Source organism: Bacteroides sp. PHL 2737 (assembly GCF_004115325.2).
Classification (GTDB): domain Bacteria; phylum Bacteroidota; class Bacteroidia; order Bacteroidales; family Bacteroidaceae; genus Bacteroides; species Bacteroides hominis.
Genome location: NZ_CP040630.1, coordinates 4104027 through 4121822, shown reverse-complemented (window position 1 = coordinate 4121822; position 17796 = coordinate 4104027). Strand labels below are relative to the sequence as shown.

The following is a 17796-nucleotide window of genomic DNA, read 5'->3' as shown; positions in this document are numbered from 1 at the left end:
CTATGAAACAGTTTATAGCATTTGTAAAAAAGGAGTTCTTCCACATTTTCCGCGACCGACGGACTATGTTGATTCTGTTAGGGATGCCTGTTGTTCAGATCATTCTCTTTGGTTTTGCCATTACTACCGAAGTGAAAAATGTACGTGTGGGTGTACTCGACCCTTCGAATGACATGGTTACCCGCAAGATCATCGACCGTTTGGATGCCAGCGAATACTTTTCCGTGAAGTGCCTGTTGCATTCTCCACAGGAGATGGAAAGGGCGTTTCAGGAAAATGAAATCGACATGGCACTTGTATTCAGCGAACAATTTGCCAATCATCTGTATACAGGCGATGCCCGTGTGCAACTGGTTTCCGATGCAACCGATCCGAATATGGCTACCACACAAGCCGGTTACGCCACTAATGTCATAGCTTCCGTCCGACAGGAAATGCTTCCTCCCGGAATGTCCGTATCTTCTGTTGTGCCCGATGTGAAACTGCTCTATAATCCACAGATGAAGAGTGCCTACAATTTTGTGCCCGGTGTGATGGGACTTATCCTGATGCTGATCTGTGCCATGATGACTTCCATATCCATTGTCCGCGAGAAGGAGACAGGTACGATGGAGATATTGCTGGTTTCTCCGGTGAAACCTTTGTTCGTTATTCTGGCTAAGGCCGTTCCTTATTTTGTGCTGTCGTTTGTCAATCTTACGACGATTCTGCTGCTTTCAGTTTATGTACTTGATGTACCCGTGGCAGGCAGCCTGTTCTGGTTGATAATGGTATCATTGCTTTTTATCTTTGTGTCGTTGGCGTTGGGATTGCTTATTTCCACGGTGACACGGACGCAAGTGGCCGCCATGCTCGCTTCGGGGTTGATCTTGATGATGCCTACAATGTTGCTTTCCGGCATGATATTTCCGATAGAGAGCATGCCTCTGGTATTGCAATTGATTTCCGATATTCTGCCCGCCCGCTGGTATATTCAGGCCGTACGTAAATTGATGATTGAGGGAGTAGATATTTCTTTTGTACTGTCTGAGGTCAGTATTCTGGCTCTTATGGCAGTCGTGTTGATAACAATTAGCTTCAAGAAATTCAAAAACAGGTTATGATTAAATATCTTATAGAGAAAGAATTCAAGCAGTTGCTCCGCAACTCTTTCCTGCCGAGGTTGATTTTTATCTTCCCTTGCATGATTATGCTTCTTATGCCCTGGGCTGCTAATCTTGAAATAAAAAATATCCGGATGAATATTATAGATAATGATCATTCGGCTCTTTCACGCAGGCTGGTCGATAAGATAACGGCTTCAACTTACTTCCGGACCACTGCTTTACCGGACTCCTATAAAGAAGGGTTGGAAGCGATTGAAGCGGGGACAGCCGATGTGCTGCTTGAAATTCCCGGAGATTTCGAGAAGGACTGGGTGAATGGCGAGGCTGCCCACGTACTTGTGGCCGCCAATGCCGTAAATGGGACCAAGGGCGGTTTGGGCAGTTCATATCTGTCTGCCATCATCAACGATTATGGTACGGAATTGCAGGCGGAGAGTGGAAACATTCCGGTTGCTGCCAACGGGGATCTGCCCCGGATTGATATTCTTACTCAGAATCTTTTCAACCCTAATCTGGATTATAAACTGTTTATGATTCCGGCCCTGATGGTGATGCTGCTTACCATGCTTTGCGGCTTCTTGCCTGCGTTGAATATAGTAGGGGAGAAGGAGGCCGGTACGATTGAGCAGATCAATGTGACTCCTGTCGGAAAGTTCACTTTTATCCTTGCCAAACTGATTCCTTATTGGTTGATAGGCTTTGTGGTTCTGACACTTTGTTTTATTCTGGCATGGGCACTTTACGGAATTTTTCCTGCAGGCCATTTTCTGGTGATCTATTTCTTTGCCATCATCTTTGTTTTGGCTGTATCCGGTCTTGGATTGGTCATTTCCAATCATTCGGCTACCATGCAACAAGCCATGTTTGTCATGTGGTTCTGTATGCTGATTCTAATCTTAATGAGCGGACTATTTACTCCTGTCCGCAGCATGCCCGAGTGGGCACAATGGATCACTATGCTCAATCCACTGAAATATTTTATGCAGGTGATGCGTATGGTATATCTCAAGGGGAGCGGGTTTATCGATTTATTGCCGCAGCTGGGAGCTTTGCTGGCCTTTGCGCTGTTTTTCAATATTGGGGCGGTGAAGAGCTATCGGAAGAGTGGCTAATTAGGCAGTGGAGAGCTTCAAAAAGCATTCGAAAAGTGGTTAACAGACTGGAAAATTTAGGATAAACCTGTGTTTGCTTGCAACTTATGTGTATTTTTGTAGAAAGAAAACAGATATACTAAGATATTACGTAATGAGCAAACAAACATCAAGCCCTTCTCAAACCCATAGACTTCAGCAAACTATATATGAAAATCTTCCCGTAGGGATGGAATTGTATGATTGTGAAGGCCGCCTGATAGAGATAAACAGTGTAGGACTGAAAATGATGGGGGTGAAGGATAAACAAGATATGTTGGGTATCAACATTTTTGAAAACCCGAATGTTCCCGATGAAATGAAGAGCCGCTTGCGTGCGGGAGAGAATATTCGTTTTACAGTCAAGTATGATTTTGAATTAGCCAAATTTTATTATCCGACAACTTTATCAGGGATACGTTATTTTGAAATTACCGTATCGGTAGTCCGAGATGATGAGAATAAGGAGATCGATAAGTTCCTTTTTATAGCACAGGATGTGACCGAAACGGTACGTACCGAAGAGATATTACGTCAAAGCAAGCAAAAAACCGCATTGGCCATGCAGGCCGCCGATGTGGTTTTATGGGAATTTGATGTTCGCACCCATTTGTTCTATGCGGAGAATGAACCACTTAATAACTGCGATTCTACCCAGCCCCTCACTATTGAAGATTATAAAAAACATATTCATCCGGAGGATTGGAAAGAAGCGGAACCCATTTTGCTTGATATGCTTAATGGCTGTGATTGTCTGTATGAAATGGATAGCCGGATTAGACTGTCCGATACATCAGAGTGGCAATATTGTAAATTGAATTGTTCTCCGTATGAGAGGGGAGTCGATGGAAAAGTTGTCAAGTACGTAGGGTTTCGCAAAAACAACACAGAGTTACAAAGACGGAAGTTATTGCAAGAGAACATTTTGAATAGCATACCGTTGCCTATACACATAAAAGATGTGGAAGATGATTTTCGTTATGTTTTCTGTAATGAAGAAAGTATGCGGATGTTTGGCACCTATGAAGGTGAAACAGTAAGTGACATTCTGGATCGTGAACAGGCGGAGCGCATGCAAAAAACAGATTTGGAAGTTTTTACTACCGGCAAGCCTTATTTTGGGGTAGAAAGAATTATTTTGAAGGATGGTCGCAGCTATGATACCATTGTACGCAAGAATATCATTTATGATGGTAGCAAGCGTCTGTTGCTCAATATTCGTTGGGATCAGAAATTGCAGAATGACCTTGAACGCCGTGCCAAGGTTCTTTCCATATCCATGGAGGTGATGAATGCTTATACTTGGTTTTACGAGCCGTCGAAGCAAAGAGTCAGTTTTGGTGAGGGATTTGATAAGATAGGGCGGAATGCTTTGGACATCAATACTTTTGAAAAGTTTGCAGAATGTGTGCATCCTGACGACCGGAGGCAGTTCATCGGTACGATGGATGCAGTGCTGAAGCAGGATAGTGGTGAATGGGACATAGAATATCGTGCGGACTTGCGGGGAAACGGGAATTACGAATGGTGGCAAACCCGTGGAGTGCTTGAGACCTCTATTCTTAATGATACTCCTTATCAGTATGTCTCCGGCATGACGATCAGCATTGAATCTTATAAACAGACAGAATTGACTTTGCTGAAGAATAAGGAGAAACTGAAGAGGCTGATCCGACAGAATGAATTGGTACTGAATAATACTAATTCCGGATTGGCTTATATCACTAAAGATTATGTTGTGCAATGGGAAAATGTATCGGTCTGTTCGTCCAGCCTTTCCTTTGAGGCATATAAGCGGGGAGAGTGCTGTTATAAGAGTGCCCATAACCGGACTTCTCCCTGTGAAAATTGTGTGTTAGGCAAAGTATTGGCATCAAGGCAGATGGAAAAGATAAAGTTTCATTCGGAAAACAACCGGATTGTAGAGGTATTGGCTACTCCCGTATTTGGTGAAGGTGAAGAGATAGATGGCATCGTGATTCGTGTGGATGATATTACTGATAGAGAGAGAATGATCGAAGAACTGAGGCAGGCGAAGCTGCTGGCCGAACAATCGGATAAACTTAAGTCAGCTTTTCTTGCCAATATGAGTCATGAAATCCGTACACCGCTAAATGCGATTGTCGGCTTCTCTGATTTACTGATGAACTCGGAAGAGCAGGCTGATAGAGAAGAGTATATGCAGATTATCAATACCAATAACGAACTGTTGCTGAAACTTATTAATGATATCCTGGACCTGTCGAAATTGGAGTCTGGTTCGGTGGAACTAAAATATGAAGATTTTGATCTGGCCGAATATTTTAATGGCATGGCATCTTCTATGAAGCAACGGATGGTTAATCCGGAAGTCCGGTTGGTGACGATTAATCCTTATGATGTGTGTCTGGTGAAACTTGACAGAAACCGTGTGGCACAAGTGATGACTAATTATGTCACAAATGCCATTAAATATACTCCGAAAGGATCTATAGAAATGGGGTATGAAGTAATGGATACAGGAATCCGTCTGTATGTAAAAGACACAGGTATCGGCATACCGGAGGAGAAAAAGAATAAAGTTTTCCATCGGTTCGAGAAACTCGATGAGTTTGCTCAAGGCACAGGGCTCGGCCTTTCTATCTGTAAGGCAATTACCGAATCGATGGGAGGAAGTGTCGGTTTTGAATCTAAATACCATGAAGGCTCTCTGTTCTGGGCCATTATTCCTTGCAATCCGGAAGTGAAAACCGAGCGGGAGTCCGAAAGGCATATCGGGCCAAGCATAGATGAAGAGAATATGACATATGGTCGGAATCTGAATGCGGCTTTGGATAGAAAGACGATTCTGATAACAGAAGATATCTCAAGTAATTATCTGTTATTATCGGCCATGCTGTGTAAGCATTATAATTTGCTTCATGCCATGAATGGACAGCAAGCTGTAGAGATGGCGAAGAACTACAGGATTGATCTTTTGCTGATGGATATGAAAATGCCTGTAATGGACGGACTGACGGCAACAGTTGAGATTCGGAAGTTCAATAAGGAATTACCCATTGTAGCGCTTACGGCACATGCTTTCGACTCCGATAAGGCAGCTGCATTAGAAGCCGGTTGTAATGATTATCTTGCCAAGCCGGTAGATAAAGCAAGACTGATGTCTGTATTACGTAAATACTGCTATTCTCCAGATGTTGCTTTATGACGGTTTACTAAATAATCGCTGATTATCAAAATGTTATATTTACCATGGTTTTACATTACTATGTAAAACCATTTACCTCGGTATGTAACGTCTTTTACCTCCGTGCGTAAATCCTTTTACCCCGGTATGTAAATGCCTTTATCCCGGTATGTAAACGGAATATTCCTTTGGGGCCGGAAGAGTTAGGCCTTATTGTTAAAAGGTAGATCTGGTAATATGAAGTGATCCTTTAATCGGTTTCATTATGCCATTTGTACTCTTCTATATAATTATCAAAGTATTCTTCTTGATGAACGCCCAGCTTTTGGGCAAGTGAGATGACTTGTAGTTGTTCGACGGGAGAGAGTAAAGTTTCCCCTTTTCGCTTCTGGTAATATCGTCTGATTCCCCAAGTGGCAATTAGCTTGTAGCGGAATGTACTCGCTGCATTTACCGTCAGGACTCCCGTAGTGCGTACAAATCCTTTAGCATAACGTACTTTTTCGTTTGAACAGTAATGTTGACATCTTTTTCTTGTCGCTTCTTTATTTGCTTTCGGATTCAGTATAGACAGAAAAGTTATACTTGCCGGAACATGATCGTACGCAATGCGACGCAGGCAAGTATCGGCATTTGGACAATCTTGTTCTGTACATAAACTAAAATTATTGGGAACCATTGAGTAGTCGAACGTTTCTTTTTCCATTGTATATATAATAGGTTAATAATAGTTTTACAAAGGTACAACATATATTACCAAATTTCCTAATTAAAGCAATCTAATTGATGAAGTGCCGGTTGAATATTCAAAAAAAGATGGATGACAGACTTGATGTTATTGAAGGAATAATGATATAATGTTTGTTTTATTCCATCTTGACGTGGGCTAACTGTGTTGCACTTTATAAAAAAATACACCGGAACTTCATCTCCTTAGGGAGAATAATTCCGGTGTAGCCCTTAGTCCTCTTTGTGTTAGGGGACCTTTCCTTATTCAATGAGCTTATTTAACTTCAATGGTTCTGTCCGGTTTCTTTACTTCTTCTTCACTTAATTTGGGCAATTCAATATTCAAAACTCCATTTTCTACTTGTGCGGAAATGTGATCTTTGTCTACATTTTCAGGCAGAATCATTGTCTGCTGGAATTTTGAGTATGAAAACTCACGGCGCAGATAACGACCGTCTTTTTTCTCTTCTTTGTTTTCAGTTTTCTTTTCCATTGAAATTACCAGGTTGTTTTCTTCGTCAATACGCACGTTGAAATCTTCCTTGGTCATTCCCGGTGCAGCCAGCTCTACTTTGTAGGCTTTTTCAGTTTCAATTACGTTGATAGCAGGTGCAGTAGCATTTGCTTTTACCATCCATTCGTTATCAAAGAAATCATTAAAGATACTTGGTAACCAATTCTGAGATCTTCTAACAGGCATCATAATTTAGTCTCCTATCTTTTTAGTTAAACATTCAGGTTAATTTTTGAACTCCGGCTCTTTCTTTTGAACCGTTGTTCATTAAAGAAGATACAAAACCTGTGCCAGTGCCATATTCTTTCTTTGTTTGACTAAATGTCAGAGATGTAATGCCAATCTTGCTGTCTTGCTGTCAAATTGTTCTCCTATTTATACTTTGATAAGATATTTGTTAAAAATCCCTCGGTCGTTCGATACCATTACATGCCTATTTTATCAGTTTGAATCTAAGGCGTAATTTTCCGTCGGCATAGTCGTAGCTGATAATTTTAAAGATGCCTATTTCCGATGTGTTTTCTACGTGTTGCCCGATGCAGGCGCAGGCATCGTAATCTCCTATTCTAACAATACGCAACATTTCGCTTGCATTTTCCGGAAGCTTACTCAGGTCTACAATGCTTTTGGCTTTTTCGTGTGTCATGAACTCACTGGTTACAGGTAAATGACGATTGATGGCTTCGTTTACTTTTTCTTCAATGGCATGAATCTGCTCCCCGGTTGGGCAAACCGGAAGTTCGTAATCACATTTGCTCTTTTTCTTTTCGATATGTGCATTACGTGAACGTGGACATCCGAATGTTTTTACCATAGTAGCATTGAGCAAATGCTCTGCTGTATGCATAGGGGGATATTCTTGTTTGTTGTGGTCGTTGAGTTGAAGTTGTTGTTCCATAATTATCTAAATGTTATTCACCTTTCTATATTTTTGATATGTATTTATTCTTTTACTATTTCTATAGATTTAGGTACTAAATCTATGAAAGAGTTCAGTCCGCAGTTTGTATAATCTTTTCCGGCAAAGAGTCGGATTATAGTTGTCGGTAGCCAGCTTTTTCCAGATTGCGGGTCTACTGCCATCCATCCGTATTGTTTAAGGTAACATTCGGCCCAGGCATGACATCCATAGAATTTTTGTTCAGGTATAAAAATAAAGCCGGCAACAAAACGGCAAGGAATTCCTTTCTTTCTCATAAGTGCCGTGAACAAATTGGTGTATTCGCTACAAGTACCTTTCTTTCTTTGGAGGATATGATTTACATCCAATGTTTTACAATCACCTTTTGAAATAGCCATGGCTAAAGAATCGTCAAAACTTATATAATGGGATACAAACTCTAAGCCTTTTTTAATAATTATCATTGTACTGTCTTCACCTTTGAATAAAGAGTCTGTTATGAGTTCGATAGTAGGAGAAGAATAGTCGATAAGTTTGGTTGGGTTCAGATAAGGAGCAACCTCTTCGTCATAGATGTCATTGGGGATATAAAGGGCCTTTTCTGCTACTTTTCTTTTTAAGGTATCGTCATAAGCTTTGGATACTTTTACGGTGAAATGGTAGACACTGTCTGCCTTTTTAAAATCAGAAACCTTTTGTGGATAAGAATCTGTGACCGGAGAGTAATTTCTTGTCACCATTCGATAAGTCGTCTGAGCATGACACAGGAAAGAAAATGGCATCAGCGACAATAAAAAAAGAAATAGCAACTTTTGCATGTTTTTCATGATAACTGAGTTATTAGGGAAATATTAAAATTATTATTCCGGTATCTCTACCTTTTCCCCAAGATGTTTGGGAGCTTTATCGGTAATGATATCCATAAAGACTTTTACTCTTGCCAGTAATTCTCGAAGGTTGGTTTTAAAGCCGGCATATGCACTCACGTCCTGAGCATTATATCCAATAACCTGAAGATGGTTTTGCTGAGCCAGAAAAATAGCCCGTTCATTGTGAAATTCTTGTGAAATCAGAGTGAAACGCTCCAGACCAAAAATTAAATGCGCTCTTATAACAGAGTCCAATGTTCTCAGACCGGCATAGTCTAATATGATTTGCTGTTCGGGAATACCTGTGGCAATTAATGCCTGCTTCATTTCTTCGGGTTCATTATAATCATTTCTCCGATTGTCACCGCTCACCAATATATATTTGATTTTTCCTGCGTTATATAATTCTGTGGCAGCTTTAATCCGATAGTCGAAATACAGATTGTTTTTCCCGTTTTTCAATTTGGGCGAGGTGCCCAATAACAGACCTACTTTATTATAGGGAATATCGGATACTGTTGAATAAAGATATGCTTCACTGTTTTTCTGAATAGTCCGATTACATACATAGATGGTAATTACAAGAACTGTCAGCAATAAAGGTGCTCCTATAAAGATAATCTTTTTCATTTTTTATATTCAGAGTTCTTTGCAAAGATAGGGATTTGGGTTGAAAGTTGACTTGAAAGCATAAAAAAAGGAGCAACGCCTTGCTCCAACCTTTGTTAACCTTAAATCTAATACTATGAAAAACACATTGCAAAGATACAGCTTTTTCAAGTATTAGCAAGCGTTTTATTAGAAACGCCTGATTTTATAACATTTATTTTATTTCTTAATTGAATTTGTTAGGATAATTAAGAAAAATATGGTTTCTCTGATATATTCTAACTACTTGTTATTCTATCAAAACCAAGGTGTTTTTTATCCCGGCCACTTCTCTTTCATTAAGTCTTCCATCTTGAGCAATTCGTCCCTGTATTGGGCAGCTTCAATGAATTCCAGCTTCTTAGCTGCTTCTTGCATCAGTTTACGGGTGCGTTCCATACTTTTCTCCAGCTGAGCTTTACTCATATACTGTACGACCGGGTCTGCGGCAATATTGGGTGAAGAGGGTTCCACGTATGCACGGGCTGCTTTTTGCGTTTCCTCCATTTCGTTACCATTGCCGAATACAGCCAGGTTGCGTGCTTTCTTAATCTGCTGTGGAGTGATTCCATGCTCTTCATTGTATGCGAGTTGTTTTTCGCGGCGGCGGTTAGTTTCGTCAATGGTCAGTCGCATGCTGTCCGTGATCTTGTCGGCATACATAATTACCATTCCGTTTACGTTTCGGGCAGCTCGTCCGGCCGTTTGGGTTAATGAGCGGTGTGAACGGAGAAAACCTTCTTTATCTGCGTCGAGGATGGCCACCAGTGATACTTCCGGAAGGTCAAGTCCTTCACGTAATAAATTTACCCCGATCAATACGTCATATACACCTTGGCGAAGATCATCCATGATCTTGACGCGCTCTAAGGTATCCACATCGCTGTGGATATAGTTACAACGTACATTATTATTTAATAGATATTCCGTTAATTCTTCAGCCATACGTTTAGTCAGAGTAGTTACGAGTACGCGCTCTTCCCGTTCGATACGGAGTTGGATTTCTTCCATCAAATCGTCTATTTGGTTTAGACTGGGGCGTACTTCGATAATAGGATCCAATAGACCGGTAGGGCGGATCACTTGCTCAACGACGATGCCTTCTGATTGCACCAGTTCGTAATCGGCGGGGGTAGCACTTACATAGATAACCTGTTTAGCCATTGATTCGAACTCTTCGAACTTTAACGGGCGATTGTCCATTGCGGCAGGCAGTCGGAAGCCATATTCCACCAAGTTAATTTTGCGGGCCCGGTCTCCTCCGTACATAGCACGTATTTGCGGAACACTTACATGACTTTCATCTATTACAATCAAGAAATCATCCGGAAAAAAATCTAACAGACAGTAAGGGCGTGTACCTGCTGCACGACCGTCAAAGTATCGTGAATAGTTTTCGATGCCGGAACAATGACCCAGTTCCCGTATCATTTCCATATCATATGTTACTCGCTCATAAAGGCGTTTCGCTTCATATTCTTTGCCGATAGATTCGAAATAGGCAACCTGTTTGGTGAGATCATCCTCTATTTCATGGATGGCGCGTAAGGTTGCTTCTTTGGTAGTCATAAACAGGTTGGCGGGATATATTTTATAAGCCTCAAAAGGTGCGATGGTTACTCCGGAAACCGGGTCTACTTCTTCGATACCGTCAATTTCATCCCCCCAAAAGGTAACCCGCAGTAAATTGTCCGAGTAGGCCAGATAAATGTCTACCGTGTCTCCTTTTACCCGGAAATTTCCACGATTGAGTTCGATGTCGTTACGCATATACAGACTATCTACCAATCGTCGGAGAAACACATTGCGGTTGATGGTTCGCCCTCTCTCTATTTCAATAACATTATCATAGAAATCCGATGGATTTCCCATACCATAGATGCAAGATACGGAAGATACCACCACCACATCTTTTCTTCCGGAAAGGAGAGCTGAAGTTGCAGCCAATCTGAGCTTGTCAATTTCATCATTGATAGCGAGGTCCTTTTCTATATATGTATCCGAACTCGGAAGGTAGGCTTCCGGCTGGTAATAATCATAATAAGAGACGTAATATTCGACAGCGTTATTGGGGAAAAATCCTTTAAACTCACCATATAGCTGAGCTGCCAGCGTTTTGTTATGGCTCAGAATCAACGTAGGTTTATTGATATTGGCAATAACATTGGCAATGGTAAATGTCTTTCCGGAACCGGTTACACCCAGTAACGTTTGTGCCGGTATACCTTCAAGAACTCCTTCAGTCAGTTGTGCGATTGCTTCCGGCTGATCTCCGGTTGGCTTGTATGCGGATGTTAATTCAAAATTCATGTTTCTTTTTTCTTTCAGAAGACAATATTCGGCAAAATAGTTGAGATAAACAAATAGATTTTTAAAATAAATCCTTTACTTTGCACAACATAACTAACAAAATACAACGAAAGACATGATTTGGAATGAGAGCATCGAATGCATGGAACGCGATAATTTGCGTAAAATCCAGAGCATTAGACTAAAGAAAATAGTAGAATACGTTTATCACAATACGCCGTTCTATCGTAGGAAAATGCAAGAATTAGGTATCACTCCTGATGATATCAACGGAATAGAAGACATCTCCAAACTACCATTTACCACTAAATTAGATTTACGCGACAATTATCCATTCGGACTGTGTGCCGTGCCTATGAGTCAGATTGTACGTATCCATGCATCATCGGGTACTACCGGCAAACCGACTGTAGTAGGGTATACCCGTAAAGACTTATCGTCCTGGGCAGAGTGTTTGTCCCGTGCCTTTACGGCCTATGGAGCAAGCCGTTCGGATATATTTCAGGTGTCATATGGCTACGGTCTGTTTACAGGTGGGCTGGGAGCACATGCCGGTGCCGAAAATATCGGGGCTTCAGTTATTCCTATGTCGAGTGGTAATACGGAGAAACAGATTACTTTGATGCATGATTTCGGATCAACCGTCCTATGTTGTACACCGTCTTATGCCCTTTATCTGGCTGATGCGATTAATGATTCCGGTTTCCCGCGTGAAGAGTTTAAGCTGAAAGCAGGCGCCTTCGGTGCAGAACCCTGGACAGAAAGCATGCGTAAAGACATCGAGGCAAAATTAGGGATTAAGGCTTATGATATATATGGATTAAGTGAAATTGCAGGCCCCGGCGTCGGATATGAATGTGAGTGTCAAAACGGTACCCACTTGAATGAAGATCATTTCTTCCCTGAAATAATAGATCCGCATACATTACAGCCTGTAGAGCCCGGGCAAACCGGTGAATTGGTTTTCACCCATCTGACTAAAGAGGGTATGCCTCTATTGCGTTACAGGACGAAAGATCTGACCGCATTGCATTATGAAAAATGCTCTTGTGGACGTACTTTGGTACGTATGGATCGTATTCTGGGACGCAGCGATGATATGCTTATTATCCGTGGAGTCAATGTATTCCCCACACAGATTGAATCTGTTATTTTGGAAATGGTAGAGTTTGAGCCGCATTACCTGCTGACTATCGACCGTAAGAATAATACGGATACTATGGAACTGAAAGTTGAAGTTCGTCCGGACTATTATTCGGATGAAATAAATAAGATGCTGGCTTTAAAGAAAAAGCTGACAGCACGTTTGCAGAGTGTGTTAGGTTTGGGAGTAGATGTGAAGTTGGTGGAACCTCGCAGCATCGAGCGTAGTGTGGGTAAAGCGAAGCGTGTGATTGATAATAGAAAACTATAACGAATATAAATATAAAGTCATTTATTATGGTAGCAAAACAACTTTCCATTTTTTTGGAAAATAAATCAGGCCGACTGACAGAGGTGACTGAAGTATTGGCAAAGGAAGGTATTAATCTTTCGGCTCTTTGCATTGCTGAGAACGCCGATTTTGGTATTCTCCGCGGAATTGTATCCGATCCGGATAAGGCTTACAAAGCTTTAAAAGATAACCATTTCGCAGTCAATGTGACGGAGGTGGTAGGTATTAACTGCCCTAACGTGCCCGGTGCGTTGGCTAAAGTATTACAATATCTTTCCAATGAAGGGGTTTTCATTGAATATATGTATTCATTTGCCAATAATAATTCTGCAAATGTGATTATCCGTCCCAACGATATGGAAAATTGTATCCGGGTGTTAACAGAGAAGAAAGTTGACTTGCTGGCGGCAAGCGACCTGTATAAACTGTAAAACCTGTGAGTAGTGATGGGTGGTTAGTGAATGACTGTTGCATTGTTTATAAATTAGCCATCCATCATCGCTTGTTCACTATTCGTAACTAAACTCTATTCTTCCATTCTTTTTTATCTTAAAAAACATTGATTAATTGGTTTATTCAGCGCGAATCTTTAACTTTGCGCATTATTTAAATATAGAATGAAGAAGAACATCATTATAACGCTGCTTGCAGCTACTGTTTTATCCTCGTGTGGAGAGTACAATAAGTTGCTAAAAAGCACCGATTACGAATACAAGTATGAGGCCGCTAAGAACTACTTCGCTAAAGGTCAGTATAATCGATCGGCTACATTGCTGAACGAGTTGATAACTATCCTGAAAGGTACGGATAAAGCAGAAGAATCATTATACATGCTGGCTATGAGTTATTATAATCAGAAAGATTATTCTACTGCGGCCCAGTCATTTATCACTTACTTCAATACATATCCGCGCGGTCAGTTCTCAGAGTTGGCCCGCTTCCATGCCGGTAAAGCTCTGTATTTGGATACTCCCGAACCCCGTTTGGATCAATCAAGTACTTATCAGGCTATCCAGCAGTTGCAGATGTTTCTGGAATATTATCCCCAGAGCAGCAGAAAACAGGAGGCACAAAATATGATTTTTGCTTTGCAGGACAAGTTGGTTTTGAAAGAACTTCTGTCTGCCAGATTATATTATAATCTTGGTAATTATCTGGGCAATAACTTCATGTCTTGTGTGATCACTGCCCAGAATGCTTTAAAGGACTATCCTTATACTGATTATCGTGAAGAACTGTCTATATTGATTCTCCGGGCCAAGTATGAAATGGCGGTGAATAGTGTGGAAGACAAGAAGATGGATCGTTACCGTGAAACGGTAGACGAATATTATGCTTTCAAGAATGAATTTCCGGAAAGTAAATATCTGAAGGAAGCCGAAAGGATATTCAAAGATTCTCAAAAAGTAATTAAGGACTAAATTATAAATAGATTTATGGATTACAAGAAAACAAATGCTCCGACGAATACCATTACCCGTGATATGATGGACTTATGTGCCGATACTGGTAATGTTTATGAAACAGTAGCTATCATTGGTAAGCGTGCCAATCAGATCAGTGTGGAAATAAAGAACGACCTTTCCAAGAAACTTGCGGAGTTTGCTTCCTACAACGATAATTTGGAGGAGGTATTTGAAAATAGAGAGCAGATCGAAATTTCACGTTACTACGAGAAATTGCCGAAACCCGATTTGATTGCTGCGCAAGAGTATGTAGAAGGAAAGATCTATTATAGAAACCCGGCAAAGGAAAAAGAAAAATTACAGTAATTTTCTTCGTCGGTTGAAGAGTTAACAGTCAAGTAGTAAGTAGGAGTCTATTCTTCTATCTCTTATTGCTTGACTTTTTTATTCCGGATTAAACACAACTTTAAAAACTATGATTCAACGAATTCAAACGATTTATCTTTTGCTTGTTACTGCATTACTGATAACAAGTATGTGTCTGCCTGTCGGCAGCTTTATAGGTGCTGATGCTGCCATGTATACTTTCAAACCATTGGGGGTGGAACAGAACGGAATGTTTTATTCTACTTGGGGAGTATTTGGTATATTGTTGCTTAGTGCAATCATCGCATTTGCCACAATCTTTCTTTTCAAGAACCGTATGTTGCAGATTCGCATGTCGATATTCAATAGCATTTTGTTGATTGGTTATTATCTTACCTTTCTTGCTTTTATGTTTGTCCTGAAGAAAGATCTGAATGCTGCTTTTCAGATTTCATGGGCGTTGTGCCTGCCGTTGATTTCGATTATTCTCAACTATTTGGCTATTCGTGCGATAGGACGGGATGAAGTGATGGTAAAGGCTGCCGACCGTCTCCGATAAAAAAGATTCACCACAAAGGATACAGGATGTCTCTATGGACACCATATCCTTTGTGGTGAATTCATTTATATGCTTTTACTTCTTTATGTCAAATAAATAAGTGATTTTTGCTGTAATGGTACTATTGGCCGAACGTGCAAAATAGTCTTTTTTGGTACTGTTATAAAAATCGGCCAGTCCAAAATAATATCTTCCTTCTAAAAGAAAATTCCCGGCCTTAGTCCTGACTTCGATTCCGCCGCCACCTGCAATTCCATAGTCGAATTTATTTTCTATCCGTTTTCCATATTGTTCGTTGGGTGCCCGATTGGCTGTTTTCCAACTACCTTCTCTTTTTTCGTTTTCGCTTAACAAGAAACCTATTTGCGGTCCCAGGTTGATGAAGAACTGTGCTCCTCTGTCTTTGCCGAAAGCCAAATGGGCAAGAAAAGGTATTTCAAGGTAGTTCAGGGTACGGACATAAGAGTCTTCTGAAGAAAAGCCTTGCTCGGGGTCGAATTTTTCGTCCCATCCCCGTTGCGAGAAGTTAAGTTCCAATTGTGCTCCACAAATCATAGCGAAGTATTTTTCGGAAATATAACGTGCTGTTATTCCTCCGGTAATTCCTAATAATCCGTTTTGCTTAATGGTAGGTTGGAAAGAAACGGTACTGTAATTTGCACCTCCATTAATTCCGATGGCAAAATTATGTCGTTGTTCGCCTATCTGGGCATTTGCCGGTAGTACAATTCCTGCCAGCAAAGCAGTTCCCAGTAGGATTGATTTCAGTTGATTCTTTTTCATTCGAAGTCAAGTTTAATCAATTCAAAGTTCTTTGTGAAATGGACAAAGAATACTTTCTTGTTTACAAATCCTCCCCAGTTATTGACACGTTGGAATTTAAATCCGGTTTGGATAGGAGTTAAATCCATCAGAGGGAGATTTTTTTCCAGTTCGGAACCGTATTTGGACAGTCCTTTGAGGAAGAAGTATCCTGTGTCAAAACCCAGCATACCGTATTTCGGGTACCGTTCTTCCATCTCTTTGCTGTACCATTTGCGATAAGCATGAGTGAAGTTGATTGCAGCAGGTAGCAGATTATTCGTGTAGAATGACGAATAGAAATAGGTGTCCAGCTCAAAGAAACTTTCCAGATGATCCTTTGTATAAGTTTGCCATTCAGGATAACCGAATAGATGAATACGCGCTTCCGGGTTATCTCTTACAAGTAATGTCAATTGGGGAATGATTTTCAAAAGCGTCAAATCGTTACCGGAGGTGGGGATGAAGAAGTTCTCTTTGTCGTTACGCAAAGTTGCTTTCAGCGTTTCCACCGGGGCGTTTTCCTTTAATGTTTTCACCGGAATCCCTTTGCTTCCCAGTTCCTGTTTTAAGCCTTTGATAAATTCAATTTTATCTTTATCCACAACCGAAGATTCCAAAAGAATCACGTTAGCATTCGGGAATTGACGTGTGAAGTGCTCGTAGACTTCGGAGTACAGATAAGACTGTGGAGTATTGATTTGATAAATAAACGGGTTGCTGAATACTTCGCCTTCTTTTGAAGAGAAAGGGACAACCAGGCGAATATCATTTTTCTTCGCGAAAGCTGCTAACGGTTTAATATGCTGTTGCTGTGCCGGACCAAAAATGACATTCATATTCTTCATCTCACTTTTTGCCAGAATGTTGTTCAATGATGAACTTTCTTTATTGCAATCGTAAACGTATAGATCGATTGAAGTGCCGGTACGTTTCAGACTGTCAACTGCCATCAGGAAGCCTTCATAATATTCTACCATTCTTTTGTCGTCAAAGGGTAACAAGAGAGCCGCTTTGATGGTAGAAATGCTTTTGGGTGTTTCTTTGTTTTCACGGAACAATTCGCTGTTGCTTGGCGGTGTGATATTGGTGTCTGTCTGTGGAGTAGTGACTGCCGATTTCTCTGACGGATAGGGGATACAAAGGAATTGTCCCTTCTTCATACCGTTCTTCAACTCCGGATTGGCTGCAATCAGTTCCTGTTCAGAAATGCCATATTCACGGCTGACGCTGAAAATAGTCTCTCTGCGTTTCACCTTGTGCATGTCTCTGCAACGGGGCTTTACAGCCGGTTGGATAATGGGTTGTTCGGGAGTTGTGACTACTGCTTCTACTGTAGAGTCGATGGCTTCTGCAGCGGAAGGGATACGGATAACCTGTCCGATACGGAAGTTCTCTGCACTTAATCCCGGATTGGCGTCACAAATGGCTTTTGCAGAAACTTTATAGGTGGTTGTCAACCGATAAAGGGTTTCTCCCGGTTGAATGGTATGGAACATTTCACTTTTCTGGGCGGTTTTGTTCTGTGGGATTTTGATGGCTTGTCCTGCATAGATTTTGTCCTCACAACCGGGGTTCAGGCGAATAATATCTGCTTTGCTGACTCCATACATACTTGAGATGGAATATAAGCTTTGCCCCTTTTCAATAGTGTGAAGGAAGTAGGATTGGTTCTCTTGTGCCAATGTGCTTAAATAGGAAACACTTATAAAAGACAGGAGAAAGAAGATTCGTTTGATTGATTTCATCAATTTATTAATCTTAATTTGTAATTTTTACTATTCAATTCTCAATTGATTACGGCAAAGGTACGAATAATGTCATAGATTCACATAATATATTGAGTTAAGAAAATA

General features: G+C 40.9%; 16 protein-coding genes. 8 read left to right on the top strand and 8 right to left on the bottom strand.

Annotation, left to right across the window (positions count from 1 at the left end; all coding sequences use genetic code 11):
- Window positions 1–2 precede the first annotated feature (2 nt).
- The 3 genes from DBK98_RS17070 to DBK98_RS17060 all read left to right on the top strand — a co-directional run bounded on the left by DBK98_RS17070 (window position 3) and on the right by DBK98_RS17060 (window position 5423).
- Complete coding sequence (locus DBK98_RS17070) at window positions 3–1103, top strand: ABC transporter permease (protein ID WP_005778275.1); 1101 nt, start codon at window positions 3–5, stop codon at window positions 1101–1103.
- A complete protein-coding gene (locus tag DBK98_RS17065; protein WP_032537045.1) occupies window positions 1100–2218 on the top strand; it encodes an ABC transporter permease in 1119 nt (372 codons plus the stop codon). The genes DBK98_RS17070 and DBK98_RS17065 overlap by 4 nt, the downstream gene beginning before the upstream one ends.
- Before the next feature lie 133 nt (window positions 2219–2351).
- Window positions 2352–5423 carry a response regulator gene (locus DBK98_RS17060; RefSeq protein WP_032537046.1) on the top strand — a complete coding sequence of 1024 codons (3072 nt, stop codon included), beginning with the start codon at window positions 2352–2354 and terminating at the stop codon, window positions 5421–5423.
- A gap of 229 nt (window positions 5424–5652) precedes the next feature.
- Here the strand turns inward: DBK98_RS17060 and DBK98_RS17055 are convergent, their stop codons facing one another.
- The 6 genes from DBK98_RS17055 to uvrB form a co-directional block, all read right to left on the bottom strand.
- Complete coding sequence (locus DBK98_RS17055; protein ID WP_032537047.1) at window positions 5653–6108, bottom strand: DUF6078 family protein; 456 nt, start codon at window positions 6106–6108, stop codon at window positions 5653–5655.
- Between the two features lie 297 nt (window positions 6109–6405).
- Window positions 6406–6834: an Hsp20/alpha crystallin family protein gene (locus DBK98_RS17050; protein ID WP_005778266.1), complete on the bottom strand. Its 429-nt coding sequence runs from the start codon at window positions 6832–6834 to the stop codon at window positions 6406–6408.
- Between the two features lie 244 nt (window positions 6835–7078).
- Entirely contained in the window at window positions 7079–7543 is a 465-nt protein-coding gene (locus tag DBK98_RS17045; RefSeq protein WP_032537048.1) for a hypothetical protein, read from the bottom strand.
- 44 nt (window positions 7544–7587) lie between these two features.
- Entirely contained in the window at window positions 7588–8364 is a 777-nt protein-coding gene (locus DBK98_RS17040) for a transglutaminase-like domain-containing protein (protein ID WP_032537056.1), read from the bottom strand.
- 42 nt (window positions 8365–8406) lie between these two features.
- Complete coding sequence (locus tag DBK98_RS17035) at window positions 8407–9045, bottom strand: vancomycin high temperature exclusion protein (RefSeq protein ID WP_005778255.1); 639 nt, start codon at window positions 9043–9045, stop codon at window positions 8407–8409.
- A gap of 294 nt (window positions 9046–9339) precedes the next feature.
- Entirely contained in the window at window positions 9340–11373 is a 2034-nt protein-coding gene (uvrB, locus tag DBK98_RS17030) for an excinuclease ABC subunit UvrB (protein ID WP_005806570.1), read from the bottom strand.
- Window positions 11374–11488: 115 nt separating this feature from the next.
- Between uvrB and DBK98_RS17025 the strand changes: the two genes are divergently transcribed.
- The 5 genes from DBK98_RS17025 to DBK98_RS17005 all read left to right on the top strand — a co-directional run bounded on the left by DBK98_RS17025 (window position 11489) and on the right by DBK98_RS17005 (window position 15139).
- Window positions 11489–12787 (top strand): phenylacetate--CoA ligase family protein, encoded by a 1299-nt coding sequence (locus DBK98_RS17025; RefSeq protein ID WP_005778252.1) that lies wholly within the window; start codon window positions 11489–11491, stop codon window positions 12785–12787.
- Between the two features lie 26 nt (window positions 12788–12813).
- On the top strand, window positions 12814–13239 hold the full coding sequence (locus DBK98_RS17020) for a hypothetical protein (protein ID WP_005778250.1): 426 nt from the start codon (window positions 12814–12816) through the stop codon (window positions 13237–13239).
- Window positions 13240–13425: 186 nt separating this feature from the next.
- Window positions 13426–14229, top strand: coding sequence for an outer membrane protein assembly factor BamD (locus DBK98_RS17015; protein WP_005806568.1), 804 nt, complete (start codon window positions 13426–13428; stop codon window positions 14227–14229).
- Window positions 14230–14244: 15 nt separating this feature from the next.
- On the top strand, window positions 14245–14580 hold the full coding sequence (locus DBK98_RS17010; RefSeq protein WP_005778246.1) for a DNA-directed RNA polymerase subunit omega: 336 nt from the start codon (window positions 14245–14247) through the stop codon (window positions 14578–14580).
- A 109-nt stretch (window positions 14581–14689) separates the two neighbouring features.
- Complete coding sequence (locus tag DBK98_RS17005) at window positions 14690–15139, top strand: DUF4293 domain-containing protein (protein WP_005778244.1); 450 nt, start codon at window positions 14690–14692, stop codon at window positions 15137–15139.
- Window positions 15140–15214: 75 nt separating this feature from the next.
- On the opposite strand, the gene DBK98_RS17000 is transcribed toward DBK98_RS17005, so the two are convergent.
- Entirely contained in the window at window positions 15215–15922 is a 708-nt protein-coding gene (locus DBK98_RS17000; RefSeq protein ID WP_032537049.1) for a porin family protein, read from the bottom strand.
- Window positions 15919–17688 (bottom strand): LysM peptidoglycan-binding domain-containing protein, encoded by a 1770-nt coding sequence (locus DBK98_RS16995; RefSeq protein WP_032530071.1) that lies wholly within the window; start codon window positions 17686–17688, stop codon window positions 15919–15921. The genes DBK98_RS17000 and DBK98_RS16995 overlap by 4 nt, the downstream gene beginning before the upstream one ends.
- Window positions 17689–17796: the final 108 nt, after the last annotated feature.